Raw genomic sequence first — 19,316 nt, 5'->3', positions numbered from 1 at the left:
GGATAGCTGGTGGCTATCCTTCACAAAAATGTTTTACACTGCTGACTGTAAAGAAGAAACAAGTTGATTCAAAAACTTGTCCCCAGTCATAATTGCTTTTCCGCCACCACGAGCACTTTTTTTATTTCCGCCGCCTTTTCCTTCAATTGTAGGAAGGGCATCTTTTAAAAGAGTATTCATATCAAGCGTTACTGCTTTTCCGCAAGCGAGAATACATTGTAGTTTTTCATTATTCTCAATGACGAAGTATGTAATTGCATGTTCTTGCTGTTCTGTAATAATAGCGGATAGTTGTGCGATTTCTTGCATAGAGCGATTTGTAAATACTTTGGATATAAGTGTTCCAGTGTGTATTTCTTCCGACTGTTTTAATAGTTCATTTGCCTCTGCAAATAATAATTTTTCATTCATTGCTTGTATTGCTTTTTCGTTTTCTTTTTGAGAAGTAAGAAGTTGTGCTACTTTTGCTGGAATATCTGTTTCGCTACTGTTTAATTGTTTAGAAACATCTTTCATAATTTGTTGTTGTTGTCCCATTAAATTAAGTGTGCGCCAACCAGCGATAAACGTTAAGCGTATGCCACCTTTATTGCGCTCCCATCCTAGGACTTGAATAGGACCAACTTCACCAGTACGTTTCGGATGCGTTCCACCACAGCCGTTGTAGTCGTAATTTTCGATAATAACAACCCGTATATTTTCTGTTATAGTTGGTTCTTTACGAAGAGGTAATGTTTTTGCTTCTTCTAAGCCCATCCACTGGGTACGAATTGGATGGTTTTCAAAAACGATTTTGTTGGCAATTTGCACTGCTTTTTCAACCGTTTCTGTAGGCAAGTTTGCTGTTTCTAAATCAATTGTTACCGTCTCTTTTCCAAGATGGAAACCAATTGTTGGTATGTTAAAGTGATCCCAAAAAGCAGCAGATAAAATGTGCTGAGCTGCATGTTGCTGCATATGATCAAAACGGCGTTCCCAATTAATTTTACCTTCTATTTCTTCTGTATGTAATTGTTCTGCAATGAAGTGGCGAATTTCTCCATCTACTTCTTCAACATTGAGTACAGCAATACCATTTAAAGTTCCAGTATCATGCGGTTGTCCGCCGCCTGTTGGATAAAATGCCGTTTCATTTAAAACAACATATAAGTTACCTTCTTTATCATAATCTTGCTTTATAACTTTAGTAGTAAAGTCTTTCTTATAAGCGTCAATGTAATATAATTTTTGCTCCAAGTTTCTTTCCCCTTTCGTGTTCACTAGTTTCATTGTAAAGCAATTGAAATTAGTTTCCTAATATTTCAGAAGAAAGAAACTATTTTTAGAATTTTCTTGCTATAATAAGAAAAAGAAAATGCGGGGGTGGAATGAAAATGCTATATGAAAACGGCGTAGATAAATTACTTCGTCTTAACAGAAATATTTCCGAATTATATCGAGAATTAAATGAAATGACCCGGATTTTAACGGATTGTAACCGAGAAAGTGTGCAATTTGATCGGTTATATGTAAAAGAGTTACTTTGGAAGAAAGAAGATGTAATAGAGAAATATGACCAACTACTTGTACAGCTTTGTATGAATGAATGCTTTGATTTAAAAAGTGTCATTACAGGGGAATATAAGTATACATATGAAGAAGTAGAAAATATAGTTTTACAATTTAATGAAAAGTATAATGTCGCAATTTTAATTAAAGATGTTTGTAAAGAATTACAGTTTACATATGGTATTGATATGGATATAACGAGAACAGCTCGGGTATCAACAGCTCAAGTATAGAAAAAGGAAAAGAAAGCAGATCCTTTGCTTTCTTTTTTTATGTAAGAATAGGGAGAGTAGGTTTGAAGATGAAGGAGAAGTTACAAAATATTCATCCACTTGGAATGAGTATTATTTTAGGGACACTATTTGCTAGATTCGCTACTTCAATGAGTATTCCGTTTTTAGCGATTTATTTAACAACTGTTAAAGACGTTTCAGCTGGGATGACGGGAGCTATCATTGGAACGAGTGCACTTGTTGGCGTTTTTGCTAGTTTTATCGGAGGGAATTTATCGGATCGATTTGGCCGGAAAACGATTATGATGTGGTCCATGATCGTTTGGATTTTTGTATTTATAGGTTTTTCACTTGCAAATCATGTTTTAAGCTTCTTTTTATTAAATGCTTTAAATGGATTATGTAAGTCATTTTTTGAGCCGACATCAAGAGCGTTACTATCAGATTTAACGAAACAAGAGTATCGGTTACTCGTCTATAACTTACGATACGGTGCAATAAATGTTGGAGTTGCAATTGGACCGATTGTTGGGTTACAGATTGGAAGCGCAAAATCAACAATTCCTTTTTTAGTAGCCGCTGGAGTATACATTCTATATACAGCTATATTAGCGTTCCAATTTAAGAAGTATCCACTTGAACAAAGGAAAATCAATACAGAAAAGCCTGTCACAATGTTAAATGCAATTCGTATATTACGCAAGGATGTAGTATTTTTAGTTGCTTTAGTCGGTATTATTTTGAGTAATTGTGGCTTTTCTCATTTAACGACGACAGTATCTCAATATTTTGCAAATGCACATATATTTCAGGATGGAGTAAAGGTGTTCTCATATATGCTAGCTTTAAATGCGATTGTTGTAGTGGCTATTCAATACCCTGTTGTTCAAATGTGTAAAAAGTATACACCGTTAGCATCAATTATAGTGGGAACCTTATTTGTGAGCGGGGGATTGTTTGGATTTGGTATAGTAGAATCTACGTTAGGGGCTGCTGTTTGTACATTTATTTTTACAGTGGGAGAAGTTTTAATGTTTTCAATGACGGATGTATTTATTGATGATATAGCTATTTCACATCTAAAAGGAACATATTTTGGGGCGATGGGCTTTTCTGGAATTGGAGGGGTAATTGGTCCGTGGTTTGGGGGAGTACTCCTCGATTATTACGGATACCAAAATGGATTTATAGTATTTTCAGCACTAGCTATATTTTCAACAGTAGCGTTTCCGGTTCTTTTAGTTACAAAAGGCTTATTGAAAAAAAGGCATGTTGGAAATTTTAATATGGAAATACGAGCAAAATAACATAAGCCCCAGTAAGCGACTGGGGCTTATGTTTGTATTTATAGTAATCCTTAATTTGAAAAAAGAACTGTTTTTTCATGCTTATTAGCAATTTCATTTTTGGAAATATGAATAGCTAAAAATCCATTCTCTAAGCAGGCTAGCATCTTCTTGTAAACAATGTTAGTAGGTAAAGAAATTGTTCGCTGCAAAGAAGTGTTTTTATGAAGTATGCATATATTTAGGCCTGTCTCCATCTTCTTAATGCGTACATTTTGTTCAGTTGCATTTGGTACATCTGTTTCCAAAATGTATTCTTCTTCAGTTTCGCAAAGGTCGATATGAATTTCATTTGGGAAACTAAAATTACTGTAAGAATCAGAACAAAATTGATCCATCCATTCTTCAAAACCATCAACATGAAAAAGACAATGCTTCTTTTTCTTGCCCATGTAAGACACCCTCCGTAAAATATTAATTCATACTATGTTATGCATGAATCAAATAGGGGTGAAGAATAAATGGCGAAATATAAATATTTTATGTTGAATATGCAAAGTATGTGAATGTTTTCTTATTACATATCATGATGTGCATGTTTTTTTTGGCGTGAATGGTTGCGATTTTTTACTTTATGAGATCCGCTTAATGGTTCAGGTTGTCCTTTTTTTTCTTTAGATTCACGATTGTTTTTTTCCATTGTATGTGACACCTCCTCTTTCTCTTTAGAATGAGAGAAGTTTGCGAATTTATACGAGAATGTTTTTAGAAAAACAGGTAAAGATAAATGGGACTAACTATTACAGAAAGGGGATCATATAATGCCATATCATAAAGATAAGCAACAAGCTTTTCAAGCTGCACAGCAAGGGGTTACACAAGCAGAAAATATATTTAACAACATTGTGAAAAATGATCCAAACTACGGTCATGATTTAAAAGAGTTACGCCAAGAAGTTCAGGAGGCATATGAACAAATTCAAAATGCACTTGAAGTAGCTTCAGAAACACAACGCCCACAACTTGAGCAATATGAAAATAATCTCCAAAATATTATGCGAAATGTAGATCAATTGGAAAAGTAAATGAGGTTGTTGTGTATGCGACAACCTTGTTACTTTAACGAATGCTATGTGGAAAAAAAAGTATTTCTTATTAGTTTTTTCTTTACTATGCGCAGTACATATATTTCAAGTGGAAAAAGTGGAAGCGAAAATGTTGCTCAGAAAAGAGCTAGAACCAACTGGCTATGTAACGTGGGAAGTACCTAATAATGAAAAGATTATTGCAATTACATTTGATGATGGACCAGATCCAACTTATACACCACAAATATTAGATTTATTACATCAATATAAAGCTGAAGCGACTTTTTTTATGATTGGATTTCGAGTACAGAGTAATCCATATTTAGTAAAGCAAGTGATAAAAGAGGGACATGAAATTGGCAATCATACGATGAATCATTTGTATGCGAGTAATTCATCAGATGAAAAATTAGAAAATGATATTTTAGATGGAAAGAAATATTTTAAAAAATGGGTAAAAGAACCTTTGCTGTTCCGTCCACCAGGCGGCTATATTAACGATGCTGTATTTAAAACAGCTAAAGAAGCTGGGTACCAAATTGTTCTATGGTCATGGCATCAAGACCCACGTGATTGGGCAAATCCAGGGGTTGAATCCATTGTAAATCATGTAGTGAAAAATGCTAAAAGTGGAGATATTGTATTGTTACATGATGGAGGAAATGATCGTAGTCAAACAGTAGCAGCATTAGCGAAAATTTTGCCTGAGCTTCACAAGCAGGGCTATCGATTTGTAAAGGTTTCAGAATTACTACGTTATAAACATTAGAAAAAATCCCAAAAGGCAGGCATACCTTTTGGGATTTTTCGTTATTGATTCTTTTTACGTTTCTTATTATTTTGTCGCTCTGCTGAAGTTAAAGGTTCGTTTGCAAATTCTTCATTATAACCTGTTCCTTGTCCTTGTGCAGAAGCAGCATTCATTCCTGGAATAACATGATTTGCTTTTCGTTTACCCATTTTATTTCACCTCTATAAAATTTTTTTGCATGTTGAATGATGAGCAGTTCATAGTGTGTATGAACTGTAAGTAAGGCGCTGACAGAGCACTTTACTTTATGATAATAGTATTCATAAGGAGCATGAACACTATTCAAATTTAGAAATATAAAGAAAACTTATGATAATCTATAAGTTTCTTATTATTTACTTATTTAGAAAGTTGTAATAAGATATTATCGTAAGGTATTGAAAAGTTTGTCTACATTTTATATTCAGACAACTTAGTCACGTTTAACAGGGGGGAAACATAATGGTCAAACATAATCCATTTCAATCACGTGCAACTTTTGAAGTAGATGGAAAAACGTATCATTATTATGATTTGAAAGCGCTTGAAAATGCAGGGGTTGGCAACGTATCTCAATTACCATATTCCGTGAAAGTTTTACTTGAATCAGTACTTCGTCAAGTGGACGGACGTGTAATCACAGAAGAGCATGTTACAAATTTAGCGAAATGGGGAACGAAAGATGTTCAAGATATCGATGTTCCATTTAAACCATCTCGTGTAATTTTACAAGATTTCACTGGTGTTCCAGCTGTTGTTGATTTGGCTTCGCTTCGTAAAGCAATGGCGGACATGGGCGGAGATCCTGATAAAATTAATCCTGAAATTACTGTAGACCTTGTAATTGACCACTCTGTACAGGTTGATAGAGCGGGTACGGCAGACGCGCTTGCATTCAACATGGACTTAGAGTTTAAACGTAATGAAGAACGTTATAAATTTTTAAGCTGGGCACAAAAATCATTTGATAACTATCGTGCGGTTCCACCAGCTACAGGTATTGTACACCAAGTAAACCTTGAATATTTAGCACCAGTTGTTCATGCTGTGAAAAATGCTGAAGGTGACTTAGTTGCATACCCAGATTCATTAGTTGGAACAGATTCACATACAACAATGATTAACGGTATCGGCGTTCTTGGATGGGGCGTTGGTGGTATTGAAGCAGAAGCAGGAATGCTTGGACAGCCTTCATACTTCCCAGTACCTGAAGTAATCGGTGTGAAATTAACTGGTACGCTTCCAAGTGGTACTACAGCAACAGACGTTGCATTAAAAGTAACACAAGTATTACGTCAAAAAGGTGTAGTTGGTAAATTCGTTGAGTTCTTCGGTAATGGACTAAAGAGCATGCCTTTAGCTGACCGTGCAACAATTTCAAATATGGCACCAGAATACGGCGCAACTTGTGGATTCTTCCCAATCGATGATATTTCATTAGAATACTTACGTTTAACAGGTAGAGATGAAGAGCAAATTCGCGTTGTTGAAGAATACTGTAAAGCGAACGGTTTATTCTATACAGCAGACAGTAAAGATCCAATCTATACTGATCTTGTTGAAATTGATTTAAATACAATCGAATCTAACCTTTCTGGACCGAAACGTCCGCAAGATTTAATTCCACTTTCAGATATGAAAGATGCGTTCCACAAAGCCGTTGTAGCACCAGTTGGAACGCAAGGACTTGGATTTAATGAGCAAGAGTTCGATAAAGAAGTGAAGGTTACATTAGAAGATAAAGAAGTAACGATGAAAACTGGTGCAATTGCAATCGCTGCAATTACAAGCTGTACAAATACATCGAACCCATACGTATTAATTGGAGCAGGTCTAGTTGCGAAGAAAGCAATTGAAAGAGGGCTTGTAGTACCTGATTACGTAAAAACATCATTAGCACCAGGATCTAAAGTTGTTACAGAGTACTTAGATAAATCAGGTTTAACAACGTATTTAGATCAACTAGGTTTCCAAACAGTTGGTTACGGTTGTACGACTTGTATCGGTAACTCTGGTCCATTAGCGCCAGAATTAGAAGAAGCAATCGCAGCAAATGATTTATTAGTAACATCTGTTTTATCTGGTAACCGTAACTTTGAAGGTCGTATTCATCCGCTTGTAAAAGCAAACTACTTAGCATCACCACCACTTGTTGTGGCATATGCACTTGCAGGTACTGTTGATATTGACCTGAAAAATGATGAAATCGGTAAAGATGCAAATGGCAATGCTGTTTACTTCAACGATATTTGGCCATCAGCTAAAGAAATTGAAGATGTAGTTCAAAGCGTTGTTACATCTGAACTGTTCAAGAAAGAATATGCACAAGTATTTAACAGTAATGAACGTTGGAATGAAATCCAAACTTCAAACGAAGCTTTATATACTTGGGATAATGACTCAACTTATATTCAAAACCCACCATTCTTTGAAGGTTTATCTAAAGAACCAGGTGAAGTTGAAACATTATCAGACTTACGCGTAGTTGGTAAATTTGGTGACTCTGTAACGACTGACCACATTTCACCAGCAGGCTCAATCGGTAAGCATACACCAGCTGGACGCTACTTATTAGAAAATGGCGTACAACCAGTTGATTTCAACTCTTACGGTTCTCGTCGTGGTAACCATGAAGTTATGATGCGTGGTACATTCGCAAACATTCGTATTAAAAACCAAATCGCACCAGGAACAGAAGGCGGATATACAACATATTGGCCAACTGGTGAAGTAACATCTATCTATGATGCTGCTATGAAATATAAAGAAGATGGAACAGGCCTTCTAGTTGTTGCTGGTAAAGATTACGGTATGGGAAGTTCTCGTGACTGGGCTGCGAAAGGTACTAACTTATTAGGTATTAAAGCAGTAATCGCAGAAAGCTTCGAACGTATTCACCGCAGTAATTTAGTGTTAATGGGTGTATTACCACTTCAATTTAAAGATGGCGAAAGTGCTGAAACGTTAGGTCTTGTTGGTAACGAGTCATTTGAAATTCAAATCGACAAAACAGTTAGACCACGTGATCTAGTAAAAGTAGTTGCAACCGATTTAGATGGCAACGAAAAACAATTTGAAGTAGTAGCTCGTTTCGATAGCGAAGTTGAAATTGACTACTACCGTCACGGTGGTATTCTGCAAATGGTTCTTCGTGAGAAAATCGAAGAGTCTAAAGTGTCAAACTAAATAATTGAAATGAATAATAAGGAAGCTGACAATTGTTGGCTTCCTTATTTTATGGAAAGGGATGAAACCATATGGTTTCATCCCTTTCTTTTTACTACGAAAAGTGGAGGGAACGTCATGAAAGAATATAAAAGAATATTGTTGCCGTTACGACAAGAGAAAATATTAGTAATAGCAGCTGTATGTAGTGGAATAATTGCTGCCATTTTAAATTTATCACGCCCACTATTCATGGGATTAATTGTAGATAACCTTATTCAGCAGAAGTTAAAAGACGCCTATTTGTACATTGCTTTGTTTGCAAACTGCTGTTATATAGAAAAGTAAAGAAAAAACAGTAAACACCCCAAGCGTCTAGGCTCTGTAAAGTTAGGGGTATATCAAAACCAGAGATAATAATGAAAAATAAAAGTGAAAAGGTGAATGGGGCAATCAGAAAATACGTATCACCTCATATGTTTTTTTAATTATATGATAAAAAGGAAAATACTTCACTTTGAATGAGAAAATTCTAATTATTTAGACTGTGAATATTTCAAAGCTTGTCCGTATAAGCTAAAATAAGGTATATAGTATTTTAATGAATATGTTATAAGAAGATAAACACGTTAGGGTGATATAAAATGTGGCGGAAGCTTACGATTATTGTAGTGTTACTTTGTTTAGCGGGATATGCAGCGTATGAACAGTTTGGTAAAAAGGATCAGGCGGTACAAGGAAAGCAAGAAAAAAGTGAAGCTGCTATGAAAGAGATTATCGCAAGGAATGGAATTGAAATAGGAAAGAATGCACCAGATTTTGAATTAACTAAGCTAGATGGAACGAATGTAAAGTTATCGAATTTAAAAGGGAAGAAAGTGATTTTAAACTTTTGGGCAACGTGGTGTGGACCTTGTCAGCAAGAAATGCCTGATATGGAGGCTTTCTATAAAGAATATAAAGAAAACGTAGAAATTTTAGCAATAAATTATACTCCCTCAGAAAAAGGTGGGGGAGAAGAAAAGGTAAGCAATTTTGCTAAGGAAAAAGGAATTACTTTTCCTATTTTATTGGACAAGAACATTGATGTGACAACAGCGTATAAAGTAATTACCATTCCAACTTCATATTTTATAGATACAAAAGGTGTCATTCAAGATAAGTTCATTGGACCGATGACTCAAAAAGAGATGGAGAAACGGATCGCTAAATTAAAATAACGGTGAAAAGGTAGAGGTGGAAAGCGGTCATTTCTGCCTTTTCTTTTTCAAGTAGTGATAGCTTCATGATATGATAAAAGAAATATAATCGTTAAGAGATAAAGGAGTGTATGGAGTGGGGAATGTATCCTTACCGTTAGATTATGTTGTAATCGACTTTGAAACAACAGGATTTAACCCTTATAATGATAAAATTATTCAAGTAGCAGCAGTGAAATATAGTAATCATGAACTAGTAGACCAATTTGTTTCATATGTGAATCCAGAGCGTCCAATTCCAAGCCGAATAACGAGTTTAACAGGTATTACAAATTATCGTGTTTCGGATGCACCAACAATTGAAGAAGTGTTGCCTTTATTTTTAGCATTTTTACATACAAATGTTATTGTGGCACATAATGCTTCTTTTGATATGCGCTTTTTGAAAAGTAATGTAAATATGATTGGATTACCTGAACCTAAAAATAAAGTAATTGATACGGTGTTTTTAGCGAAGAAGTATATGAAGCATGCGCCTAATCATAAACTTGAAACGTTAAAGCGAATGCTTGGAATTCGTTTAAGTTCTCATAATGCATTTGACGACTGTATTACGTGTGCAGCTGTTTATCAAAAATGTGCATCTATTGAAGAAAAAGGGAAGCGAAAAGTAAATAAGATCGTACTTGATGAAACTGTGGTGTACGAAGCAGTGAAAGAAATACTTGCACGTAATAAACGTAATGTAGAATGGCTACGTTGTATGAATGTAGGAAGTTTTTTAGATATAAAAGCTTTTTATCCAGTTATAAGATTAAAGGTAAAAGGACGAAAGAAATACGTATTAACAGAAATTTTAGAAGATGATGTGAAAGAAATATGTACGAGCTTAATATGTGAACCAGCTTTAAAAAGTGAAGTTGGTAATACGAGAATTATGCTTAATAGCTTAGAGGATGTCTTGAAATTAGAAAGTTATATTTTAGAACAGTATGATTTTGTATTACAAGCACTTGATGATTATAGAGAAAATGAAACAAATGCTGATGAAAAGCTGAAAGAGTATTTAAATGTTATGGTATAAAAACTCCGTGTGCAAATATATTGTACACGGAGTTTTTTTAGGAGTACTAAAACATAAAATTTTCTTGCAAATCTGATTAAAGAGTTTTTTATTTGCTCATACTATGTAGTAAGAATGCGAAGGAGAGAGGGTGAACAGCATGAGAAGAAGTCGCCGTAAATCGTTTGAAGAACTTGTTAAAGAAAATAAACAACAATTATTAAGCGATCGGGATGCAATCGATCGAATTGAAGAACGTATTGAAAAACGTTATGAAATGAAACTTTTTAAGCAGGCTGAATAATTCTTAACACTAGTACGATACTAGTGTTAAGGAGGCGATAGTAATGGGTAATCCGAAAAAGAATTCAAAAGACTTTGCACCAAATCAAATTGGAACACAATCGAAAAAAGCTGGTGGCAATAAAGGGAAACAAATGCAAGATCAAACTGGCAAACAACCGATTGTAGATAACGGTTAAAGAAAAGGAGAATGTTTCATTCTCCTTTTTATGTATAAATTTAAAGGGGTATGGTTAATTTAAGATAGTATGTATATATAATTAGGAGGGAATAACATGCCGAATCCAGACAATCGAAGTGACAACGCTGAAAAATTACAAGAAATGGTACAAAATACAATTGATAATTTTAATGAAGCAAAAGAAACAGCGGAGCTTTCTAATGAAAAAGATCGTGCTGCCATTGAAGCGAAAAATCAAAGACGTTTAGAAAGTATTGATTCATTAAAAAGTGAAATAAAAGATGAATCTTAACAGAATGTATAAAAAAAGGGCTGACAGAAGTCAGCCCTTTTTCGTGATTGTAAAGTTTTCAACGAGTAAACGCCAATTTTGTGGGAATGGTAGACCGATTTTCCAATAGCTAATGCCGCCTATACCTTGTTCTTTCATTAAATTAAATTTACTTTGCACGGACCGTGAATCTTCAAACCATACTTCGTGTTGTACGCCGTTTTCATCAAAGTAATTAAAATGTGGAGCTTGAGCTGTGAAATCATAGCGGATAGGAACATTGTATTTGCGAGCTAGTACAACGGCTGCGACAGAGCTAATTGCTTTTGCTGGTGGATTCCCTTGTTTGAACGGAAGTTTCCAATCGAAACCGTATAAATTTTGCCCCATCATAATTTTTTGTGGAGGCATTTGAGATTTTGCATATTGAAGTACTTCTTTTACAGGACCGATAGGAGAAATCGCCATTGGTGGTCCACCTTGCCAACCCCAGTCGTACGTCATAATGACAACGAAATCAACAATTTGCCCTTGTGCTTTATAATCGTGAGCTTCAAAAAATTTTCCTTTTTGAGTGGAACTTGTTTTCGGTACGAGAGTTGTACTCAATGTGTACCCGCTAGGTAAGCGTGTTTTCACATTTCGTAAAAAACGATTATACGCTTCACGATCTTCTGGTGCCACATTTTCGAAATCGAAGTGAATGTCTCGCATACCGTATTTTTCGGCTGTTTGCAAAATGTTTGTAATAAATTTGTTTTGAAGCGTTGCGTCACGTAAAAGAACAGATGCCAGATCGGCACTGAAATTTCCATTTTCGATATTTGTAATGACGAGCATAGGGATGGTTTTACCTTGTGTTGCAAGATTAGCAATTTTAGCTGTTTCGGTTGGTTCTTTTAAAGTACCGTCTCTTTTTGCTTCAAAACTAAAATAGGCTAAATAGGTTAAAAATGGGTTGATAGCACGTGTAGCATTTACTAAACTTTCTTTTATTGGAATTGTTGAAGGTTGTAAATAAGCGATGGATTCTACTGCTCGTTTTGTTCCTTTTGGTACATATAATTGCTGTCCGACATGGAGAATGGATTTTAAAGATAGATTATTAACTTTAGCTAAACTAGCGAGAGGAACGTTATATGTTTGAGAAATTCGATATAGGCTGTCGCCGGGCTGTACATAATAATTATTTCCTTTCGTATTAACGATCAGTGCCTGGCCAACAACGAGTGTTTCAGCTGGATTTAGTCCATTGTCTTTTACAATTTCTTCAGGTGTTGATCCATATTTCGATGCCAAGCTATATACGCTATCCCCACTACGAACAGTTACAATTTGAATCATATGCTTGCCCCTTTCGGTAAAAGATTCACTGTTTTTATTTTATTTTTGATTCAGCTGTATTATGATTAAATGTATGCAAGGGAACAGAAGTGAAAGAAGGCGAATAGAAATGTTTGTAGCAGAACATGAAATTGAAATCCGCTATGCGGAAACTGACCAAATGGGTGTTGTTTATCATTCAAACTATTTAGTGTGGCTGGAACTTGGGCGCACGAAACTTATACAAGAATTAGGGTTTTCATATGTTGAAATGGAGAAAGAAGGGGTTATCTCTCCTGTATTAGATTTGCAAATTTCGTACCGCAAAGCGATGCGTTACGGAGAAAAGGCAATTGTGAAAACTTGGATTGATAGTGTGAGCCCGCTTCGTGTTGTATATGGATATGAAATTTATAATGGTGAAGGCGAGCTTTGTATCACAGCAACTACAACGAATATTTGTGCGAAAAAAGAAGGATTCCGTCCTGTATCATTTAAAAAGTTATATCCTGAGTGGTATGCGAAATATGAGGAAATTAAAAAGAAATAAAAAAAGCGTGGCAGAAGCCACGTTTTTTTATTTTTCATAATTAAATTGAGGGAAATCATCACCGGCGTTAAGTGTAACTAATAAATTATGTCCATCGAAGAACCACTCATCATCGCCTTCAATAAAGAAGTTAATACCTTCTTCTTGAATTTGAACAGCAGGATGTGCAGGATCATCTTTACGAATTCCTAAAGAAAGTCCTTTTTGCACAGTACTGCAACCACCGTATTGTACGAAAAAGCGTAGTGTATCGCCTGATTGTAAGTTTAATTCGTCTTTATACCATTGTGCTGCTTCTTTTGTTACGGAAAGATTCATGTATAGTTCCTCCAAGTTATGTTGCTTTTTCTTTAGTATAAAAAATAACGCAAAAAGACGCTATTAATATGCTTCACGTTTTCTTTTTGCGTTATGTGGGTTAAGATCTTATTTTTGCTTTTTTGAAAAGTTTGCTTTCGGTTCAGTTTTATTTATAATTCGTCCGATATTCGCACGGTGTTTATAAATAACCATACCTGCTAATAAACACATCGCAATAATGAAGATTTTATCCCCGCTAACAATGGCTGCAATAACAGCAACGACAGCTGTTACCATAGAAGAAAGTGATACGTATCTTGTTGTAAATAAAAGGGTGAAAAATACAACAGCTAATATTGCAAAAACAACCGGTGAGTAGCATAATAGCACGCCAGCAGAAGTTGCAACTGCTTTACCACCACGGAATTTCGCGAAAATCGGATATACATGTCCAAGAACAGCTGCTAATCCGAACCATAGCGGGTGAATATCTAATCCGAAAATAATCGGTAGACCTGTTGCTAATGTACCTTTTAAAATGTCAGCAATTGTAACGATAAAACCTGCTTTTTTCCCTAACGTTCGGAATGTATTTGTTCCGCCTAAATTACCGCTTCCGTGCTCACGAATGTCGATTCCATAACCGATTTTTCCAACGACTAATGCAAATGGAATCGAGCCAAGTAAGTAGGCAACGATAAATAAAAGATATGTAGTAGCCATAAGTTCAGTCTCCTTTATTCAAATGTGTTGATAAAGGGTAAAAAGAGTTTTTCCCGTATATTGTACCATACATTTGTAAAGAGCACATTTCTTTTTTGTAAATGAAAAATTCATTATTTCGTGAAAAAAATTTCACAGGAATGTTACATTTCTCACAGAAACAGCAGGACTATATGTTGTAACATTTTAATCAAAAGATAACAACATATTGATGGAGGGTTATAAATGTTACAACGAAATATACGTGGAGAAGAATTAATGAAAGTGTTTGAGACAATTGTCCACGGCAATGAACAAGATTTAATGCAAGAGAATGCAAATGTAGATGGCCGCTCTCCAATGGGCGTAATGGGAACGTTCGCATCTGAGAGTGCGAAATATTATGCAGTTGAAAATTTATTATCAGATCAAGTGAAACAAGCCATAAATCAAAATATATTATATCCGCATGATTTAGATTTTTATGCGACGGGAACGACGACTTGTTCGCAAATTCCTTTAGCGCAAATGCTTGCTAACGGTTTTCATACTGGACATGGACATATGAGACAACCGCAAGACATTAAAAGTGCATTGGCTCTTTCTTCTATTATTTTTCAAGCGAATCAAAATATGCAACACGGTGGTCAATCGTTTGCACTCTTTGATATTGATTTAGCTCCCTATGTGAGAAAAACAGTAGAGAGACATAAAAAACGATTACAGTCATATCCGCTTACGAAAGAACAAATAGAGGAATTCGCATGGAAAGAAACAGAGAATGATACGTATCAAGCGTGTGAAGCTTTCATTCATAATTCGAATAGTATGCATAGTAGAGGCGGGGGACAAGTACCGTTTATTTCTATTAATTACGGAACAGACACATCGAAAGAGGGTAGACTTTTAATTAAACAACTTTTAAAAGCGACGCAAGCAGGACTTGGAAAAGGAGAAACACCGATTTTCCCTATTCAAATTTTTAAAATGAAAAAAGGTGTGAATTTTGAAGAATGTGATCCAAACTACGATTTGTTTGAATTAGCATTAGAGACAACAGCAGAGCGATTATTCCCTAACTTTTCATTTTTAGATGCTCCATTTAATGCAGTGCATTATGATGGGCGACCTGAAAGTGAAGTATGTTACATGGGATGTCGTACCCGTGTTATGTCTAATATACATGGAGAAGAAACAGCAATAGGAAGAGGTAATCTGTCGTTTACTTCTATTAATTTAGTGAAATTAGGGCTGATTAGTGGATCGAAAGAAGCGTTTTTTGAAGCGCTAAATTATTACTTAGATCTAGGAATTAAGCAATTATTAGAGAGATTCGCGTATCAATGTACGAAGCGAGCGAGAGATTTTCGGTTTTTATATTCACAAGGTGTATGGCGTGGTGGCGAAAAGTTACAGCCTGAAGATTTGGTAGCCCCTATTTTAAAGCAAGGGACGTTAAGTATTGGTTTTATCGGTCTTGCGGAATGTTTAGTAGCTTTAACAGGAAAGCATCATGGAGAAGATGAGGAATCATGGAAACTTGGATATGAAATCATTTCCTTTATGAGGGAGAGAATGGATAAGGCGACAGAAGAACACCAACTGAATTTCTCAATAATTGCAACGCCTGCCGAAGGCTTATCAGGTAAGTTTGTGAAAAAAGACAGAGGAGAATTTGGTGAAATTAGCGGTATAACGAACCATAATTACTATACGAATTCATTCCATGTGCCGGTTTATTATAACATTCAAGCGATAAATAAAATTCGTTTAGAAGGACCTTTCCATGCTCTATGTAATGGAGGGCATATTACGTATATTGAACTAGACGGAGCAGCGATGCATAATCAAAAGGCGTTAAAACAAATTGTACAAGCGATGGCAGAGCATGGCGTTGGGTACGGTTCAATTAATCATCCTGTTGATCGTTGTAAATGCTGCAGTTATCACGGAGTTATTGGAAATGAATGTCCAAGCTGCGGAAATGAAGACGAAGGGAATATAGAGAGAATACGCCGTATAACAGGCTATCTTGTAGGAGATATGTCGAAATGGAATAGTGCGAAACGTAGTGAAGAGATGGATCGGGTGAAGCATAAATGAAAGTTATGAACATTATTCATGATAGCGTAGTAGATGGAGAAGGGTTGCGGACAGTCGTGTTTTTTGCGGGCTGTCCGCATCGTTGTTTTGGCTGCCATAATCCGAAATCGTGGAATATTTGCAATGGAACTGAAATGACAGTAGAAGAAATTGTGAAAGAGATTGAAAATAATTCATTAACTGATGTAACATTTTCAGGTGGAGATCCGTTCTTGCAAGCTGCTGAAGTGAAAAAAGTAGCAAAAGCAGTGAAGGATTTGAAAAAAAATCTATGGATTTATACAGGTTATACGTTAGAAGAGATACAGAATTCACAAAATAATGATATGATAGAGTTGTTACATTATGTGGATGTTTTAGTCGATGGAAGATTTGAAATCGAGAAAAGAGGTTTAACACTTCCATTTCGCGGAAGCTCCAATCAACGTATTATTCGATTGAAAGAGTAAAAAGGCGGGATAGGTTATATGAATAAAACAGTATTGCTTGTTGAAGACGAAAGAAGATTACGTGAAATCGTTAGTGATTATTTTCGTAATGAAGGCTTTGAAGTAATCGAAGCAGAAGATGGAAAAAAAGCGTTAGAATTATTTGCTGAACATACAATTGATTTAATTATGTTAGATATTATGTTACCAGAAATAGATGGATGGTCCGTTTGTAGACGAATTAGAAAAGAGTCAGCGGTACCAATTATTATGTTGACAGCACGTTCGGATGAGGATGACACATTGCTAGGTTTCGAATTAGGTGCAGATGAGTACGTAACGAAACCTTTTAGCCCAAAAGTGTTAGTAGCTCGCGCGAAGACGTTATTGAAACGTGCAGATGGTGCAGTAGGAGTAGCGGAAGAAAACGCTATGTCTTTAGCTGGAATAGAAGTGAATCGTCTATCTAGAACCGTTTTAGTAGACGGGGAAGAAATTGTATTGACACATAAAGAATTTGAACTTCTTGTTTATTTAATGGAGAACAAAGGAATTGTGTTGTCACGTCAACATTTATTAGATCAGTTATGGGGATATGATTACTACGGTGATGACAGAACGGTTGATACACATATTAAAAAACTGCGAAATAAGCTAGGAGATAAAGCGAAGCATATCGGTACTGTTATTCGAGTTGGTTATAAATTTGAAGAATAATCTAGAGCGAATTGTGCACCTTAGCCTGAAAATATAGCAATTTGATATACTCTGTTGAAGGTAGAATGTACAAAAAATACTTTTCTTGTCTACAATGCTAGATAAGAGTATTTTTTTAATTGGATTTCACGATGAGTTCACAAGAAGGACACAAAGCGTGACTATACTGAAAATACGAATTCACCAGAGAGGGGAAATAAAACATGGGATATTACGACGGACCAAATTTGAATGAAGAGCATAGTGAAATGAGAGAAGTGAAAAAATCAGGTAGTAAAAAAGGTTACTTTTTCACAGGTTTAGTCGGAGCTGTAGTTGGAGCTGTTTCAATTAGTTTTGCAGCACCATATATGCCATGGGCTCAAAATAATGGAGCGGCGGTATCATCATTTAACTCGAATCAACAAGTTGAAGGTACAGTAACACCTGTTGTTAATAAATCGAAGGGCGAAACTGATTTACCAGGCATGGTTGAAGGTGCGAAGGATGTAGTAGTTGGTGTAATTAATATGCAAAAAGCCGTTGATCCATTTGCGGTGCAACCAGCAGCTCAAGAGCAAACGGCTGGTACGGGATCAGGTGTTATTTATAAAAAAGCAGGAAATAAAGCATATATTGTAACGAATAATCATGTAGTAGATGGTGCAAACAAACTTGCTGTTAAATTAAGCGACGGAAAGCAAGTTGATGCAAAATTAGTTGGTAAGGATCCATGGTTAGATTTAGCGGTTGTGGAAATCGATGGAACTAATATTAATAAAGTTGCAACTTTAGGTGACTCAAGTAAAATCCGCGCGGGTGAAAAAGCAATTGCAATCGGTAACCCACTAGGTTTTGATGGAAGTGTAACGGAAGGTATAATCAGTAGTAAAGAACGTGAAATTCCAGTTGATATTGATGGAGACCAGCGTCCAGATTGGCAAGCACAAGTTATTCAAACAGATGCGGCGATTAACCCTGGTAATAGTGGTGGCGCGTTATTTAATCAAAACGGTGAATTAATTGGAATTAACTCAAGTAAAATTGCGCAACAAGAAGTTGAAGGGATTGGATTTGCAATCCCAATTAACATCGCAAAACCAGTTATTGAATCACTTGAAAAAGATGGCGTGGTGAAACGTCCAGCACTTGGAGTAGGTGTCGTTTCATTAGAAGACGTACAAACTTATGCAGTAAATCAACTGAAAGTGCCAAAAGAAGTAACGAATGGTGTTGTATTAGGTAAAATTTACCCAATATCACCGGCTGAAAAAGCTGGTTTAGAGCAATATGATATTGTAGTAGCATTAGATGATCAAAAAGTAGAAAATTCACTTCAATTCCGTAAATATTTATATGAAAAGAAAAAAGTAGGCGAGAAAGTAGAAGTTACATTCTATCGCAATGGTCAAAAAATGACGAAAACAGCTACATTAGCAGATAATTCAACTACTAAGAATCAGTAAAAGAAAGTCTCTTTCATGTTGAAAGAGACTTTCTTTATCGGATATACTAAAGGTATAGGAGGGATTAATTATGACAATTGAAAACCCAACCCGTACGGAAATTGGTGAAGTATTGAAAAAAAGCAAAACGATTGCTGTTGTTGGATTATCAGACAAACCAGAACGTACATCGTATATGGTTTCAAAAGCAATGCAAGATGCGGGGTACCGCATTATTCCAGTAAATCCAACAGTTGATGAAGTGCTTGGAGAAAAGGCATTTTCTTCACTGACGGATATTAAAGAACATGTTGATATCGTAAATGTATTTCGCCGTTCAGAATTTTTAATGGATGTTGCAAAAGATGTTGTAAAGATTGATGCAGATGTTTTTTGGGCACAATTAGGAGTACAAGATGAAGATACATATAAATTCTTACAAGAAAAAGGCTATACTGTAATAATGGATCGTTGTATTAAAGTAGAACACGCGATGACCAAATAGTATAGATTGTAAAGATAGAAAGATTGATTCAGCCCTCTATATGTATGAGCAGGGCCGATGAACGAGGTGTTCATCATGAGATTTTTTTAAGGCTGTTTTTGGGGATTGTTACTTGTTATCCCGTTTTGGATATTGAT

Annotated in this window: 23 protein-coding genes and 1 pseudogene; 17 read left to right on the top strand and 7 right to left on the bottom strand. The window is 35.6% G+C overall.

All coding sequences use genetic code 11. The annotated features are described in order from the left end of the window. Positions 1–33: 33 nt before the first annotated feature. A complete protein-coding gene (locus ACQKNR_RS00605) occupies positions 34–1,236 on the bottom strand; it encodes an alanyl-tRNA editing protein (protein ID WP_427314616.1) in 1,203 nt (400 codons plus the stop codon). A 137-nt stretch (positions 1,237–1,373) separates the two neighbouring features. Here ACQKNR_RS00605 and ACQKNR_RS00600 point away from each other — a divergent pair, with 137 nt between their 5' ends. Next, positions 1,374–1,781, top strand: a complete 408-nt coding sequence (locus ACQKNR_RS00600; RefSeq protein ID WP_427314614.1) for a hypothetical protein — start codon at positions 1,374–1,376, stop codon at positions 1,779–1,781. A 68-nt stretch (positions 1,782–1,849) separates the two neighbouring features. Then, a complete protein-coding gene (locus tag ACQKNR_RS00595) occupies positions 1,850–3,088 on the top strand; it encodes an MDR family MFS transporter (protein ID WP_427314613.1) in 1,239 nt (412 codons plus the stop codon). Between the two features lie 50 nt (positions 3,089–3,138). On the opposite strand, the gene ACQKNR_RS00590 is transcribed toward ACQKNR_RS00595, so the two are convergent. Together ACQKNR_RS00590 and ACQKNR_RS00585 are read right to left on the bottom strand one after the other, a co-directional pair. Next, a complete protein-coding gene (locus tag ACQKNR_RS00590; protein ID WP_427314611.1) occupies positions 3,139–3,519 on the bottom strand; it encodes an Hsp20 family protein in 381 nt (126 codons plus the stop codon). A 125-nt stretch (positions 3,520–3,644) separates the two neighbouring features. Next, positions 3,645–3,767, bottom strand: a complete 123-nt coding sequence (locus ACQKNR_RS00585; RefSeq protein WP_427314609.1) for a small acid-soluble spore protein P — start codon at positions 3,765–3,767, stop codon at positions 3,645–3,647. A gap of 121 nt (positions 3,768–3,888) precedes the next feature. Here ACQKNR_RS00585 and ACQKNR_RS00580 point away from each other — a divergent pair, with 121 nt between their 5' ends. Both ACQKNR_RS00580 and pdaB read left to right on the top strand, forming a co-directional pair. Continuing rightward, positions 3,889–4,152: a hypothetical protein gene (locus ACQKNR_RS00580; RefSeq protein ID WP_001146298.1), complete on the top strand. Its 264-nt coding sequence runs from the start codon at positions 3,889–3,891 to the stop codon at positions 4,150–4,152. A gap of 46 nt (positions 4,153–4,198) precedes the next feature. After that, complete coding sequence (gene pdaB, locus ACQKNR_RS00575; RefSeq protein WP_427314607.1) at positions 4,199–4,924, top strand: polysaccharide deacetylase family sporulation protein PdaB; 726 nt, start codon at positions 4,199–4,201, stop codon at positions 4,922–4,924. Between the two features lie 41 nt (positions 4,925–4,965). Here the strand turns inward: pdaB and sspO are convergent, their stop codons facing one another. Then, entirely contained in the window at positions 4,966–5,115 is a 150-nt protein-coding gene (sspO, locus tag ACQKNR_RS00570) for a small acid-soluble spore protein O (protein ID WP_427314605.1), read from the bottom strand. Positions 5,116–5,407: 292 nt separating this feature from the next. Between sspO and acnA the strand changes: the two genes are divergently transcribed. The 7 genes and pseudogenes from acnA to tlp all read left to right on the top strand — a co-directional run bounded on the left by acnA (position 5,408) and on the right by tlp (position 11,148). After that, positions 5,408–8,131, top strand: coding sequence for an aconitate hydratase AcnA (gene acnA / locus ACQKNR_RS00565; protein ID WP_427314603.1), 2,724 nt, complete (start codon positions 5,408–5,410; stop codon positions 8,129–8,131). A gap of 51 nt (positions 8,132–8,182) precedes the next feature. Continuing rightward, positions 8,183–8,434: pseudogene (locus tag ACQKNR_RS00560) on the top strand (ABC transporter ATP-binding protein); the annotation flags it as partial. Between the two features lie 320 nt (positions 8,435–8,754). Further along, positions 8,755–9,330, top strand: coding sequence for a TlpA family protein disulfide reductase (locus ACQKNR_RS00555; RefSeq protein WP_427314602.1), 576 nt, complete (start codon positions 8,755–8,757; stop codon positions 9,328–9,330). Positions 9,331–9,445: 115 nt separating this feature from the next. After that, entirely contained in the window at positions 9,446–10,393 is a 948-nt protein-coding gene (locus ACQKNR_RS00550; protein ID WP_427314601.1) for a 3'-5' exonuclease, read from the top strand. A gap of 139 nt (positions 10,394–10,532) precedes the next feature. Then, positions 10,533–10,676: an FbpB family small basic protein gene (locus tag ACQKNR_RS00545; RefSeq protein WP_098760071.1), complete on the top strand. Its 144-nt coding sequence runs from the start codon at positions 10,533–10,535 to the stop codon at positions 10,674–10,676. 43 nt (positions 10,677–10,719) lie between these two features. Then, positions 10,720–10,854: an acid-soluble spore protein SspN gene (gene sspN, locus ACQKNR_RS00540; RefSeq protein ID WP_000527988.1), complete on the top strand. Its 135-nt coding sequence runs from the start codon at positions 10,720–10,722 to the stop codon at positions 10,852–10,854. A 96-nt stretch (positions 10,855–10,950) separates the two neighbouring features. Next, positions 10,951–11,148: a small acid-soluble spore protein Tlp gene (gene tlp / locus ACQKNR_RS00535; protein WP_002172888.1), complete on the top strand. Its 198-nt coding sequence runs from the start codon at positions 10,951–10,953 to the stop codon at positions 11,146–11,148. 30 nt (positions 11,149–11,178) lie between these two features. Here tlp and ACQKNR_RS00530 read toward each other — a convergent pair whose 3' ends face one another. After that, positions 11,179–12,471, bottom strand: coding sequence for a glycosyl hydrolase family 18 protein (locus ACQKNR_RS00530; RefSeq protein WP_427314599.1), 1,293 nt, complete (start codon positions 12,469–12,471; stop codon positions 11,179–11,181). Between the two features lie 109 nt (positions 12,472–12,580). Here ACQKNR_RS00530 and ACQKNR_RS00525 point away from each other — a divergent pair, with 109 nt between their 5' ends. Beyond that, positions 12,581–13,000, top strand: a complete 420-nt coding sequence (locus ACQKNR_RS00525; RefSeq protein WP_427314597.1) for an acyl-CoA thioesterase — start codon at positions 12,581–12,583, stop codon at positions 12,998–13,000. A gap of 27 nt (positions 13,001–13,027) precedes the next feature. Here ACQKNR_RS00525 and ACQKNR_RS00520 read toward each other — a convergent pair whose 3' ends face one another. Then, on the bottom strand, positions 13,028–13,318 hold the full coding sequence (locus ACQKNR_RS00520) for a HesB/YadR/YfhF family protein (protein ID WP_427314596.1): 291 nt from the start codon (positions 13,316–13,318) through the stop codon (positions 13,028–13,030). 108 nt (positions 13,319–13,426) lie between these two features. Then, positions 13,427–14,023, bottom strand: coding sequence for a glycerol-3-phosphate 1-O-acyltransferase PlsY (gene plsY / locus ACQKNR_RS00515; RefSeq protein WP_427314594.1), 597 nt, complete (start codon positions 14,021–14,023; stop codon positions 13,427–13,429). Between the two features lie 225 nt (positions 14,024–14,248). Between plsY and ACQKNR_RS00510 the strand changes: the two genes are divergently transcribed. The 5 genes from ACQKNR_RS00510 (at position 14,249) to ACQKNR_RS00490 (ending at position 19,179) form a co-directional block, all read left to right on the top strand. Beyond that, entirely contained in the window at positions 14,249–16,105 is a 1,857-nt protein-coding gene (locus ACQKNR_RS00510) for an anaerobic ribonucleoside triphosphate reductase (protein WP_427314592.1), read from the top strand. Next, positions 16,102–16,554 (top strand): anaerobic ribonucleoside-triphosphate reductase activating protein, encoded by a 453-nt coding sequence (gene nrdG, locus ACQKNR_RS00505; RefSeq protein ID WP_427314590.1) that lies wholly within the window; start codon positions 16,102–16,104, stop codon positions 16,552–16,554. The genes ACQKNR_RS00510 and nrdG overlap by 4 nt, the downstream gene beginning before the upstream one ends. Before the next feature lie 18 nt (positions 16,555–16,572). Further along, entirely contained in the window at positions 16,573–17,250 is a 678-nt protein-coding gene (locus tag ACQKNR_RS00500; RefSeq protein WP_427314589.1) for a response regulator transcription factor, read from the top strand. Positions 17,251–17,453: 203 nt separating this feature from the next. After that, entirely contained in the window at positions 17,454–18,695 is a 1,242-nt protein-coding gene (locus ACQKNR_RS00495; protein WP_427314587.1) for a S1C family serine protease, read from the top strand. 70 nt (positions 18,696–18,765) lie between these two features. Continuing rightward, a complete protein-coding gene (locus ACQKNR_RS00490; RefSeq protein ID WP_427314585.1) occupies positions 18,766–19,179 on the top strand; it encodes a CoA-binding protein in 414 nt (137 codons plus the stop codon). Positions 19,180–19,316: the final 137 nt, after the last annotated feature.

Origin of the sequence: Bacillus sp. NPDC094077, assembly GCF_050279465.1 — a bacterium.
Lineage (GTDB): Bacteria > Bacillota > Bacilli > Bacillales > Bacillaceae_G > Bacillus_A.
This window is presented reverse-complemented; position numbering and strand designations above follow the sequence as displayed.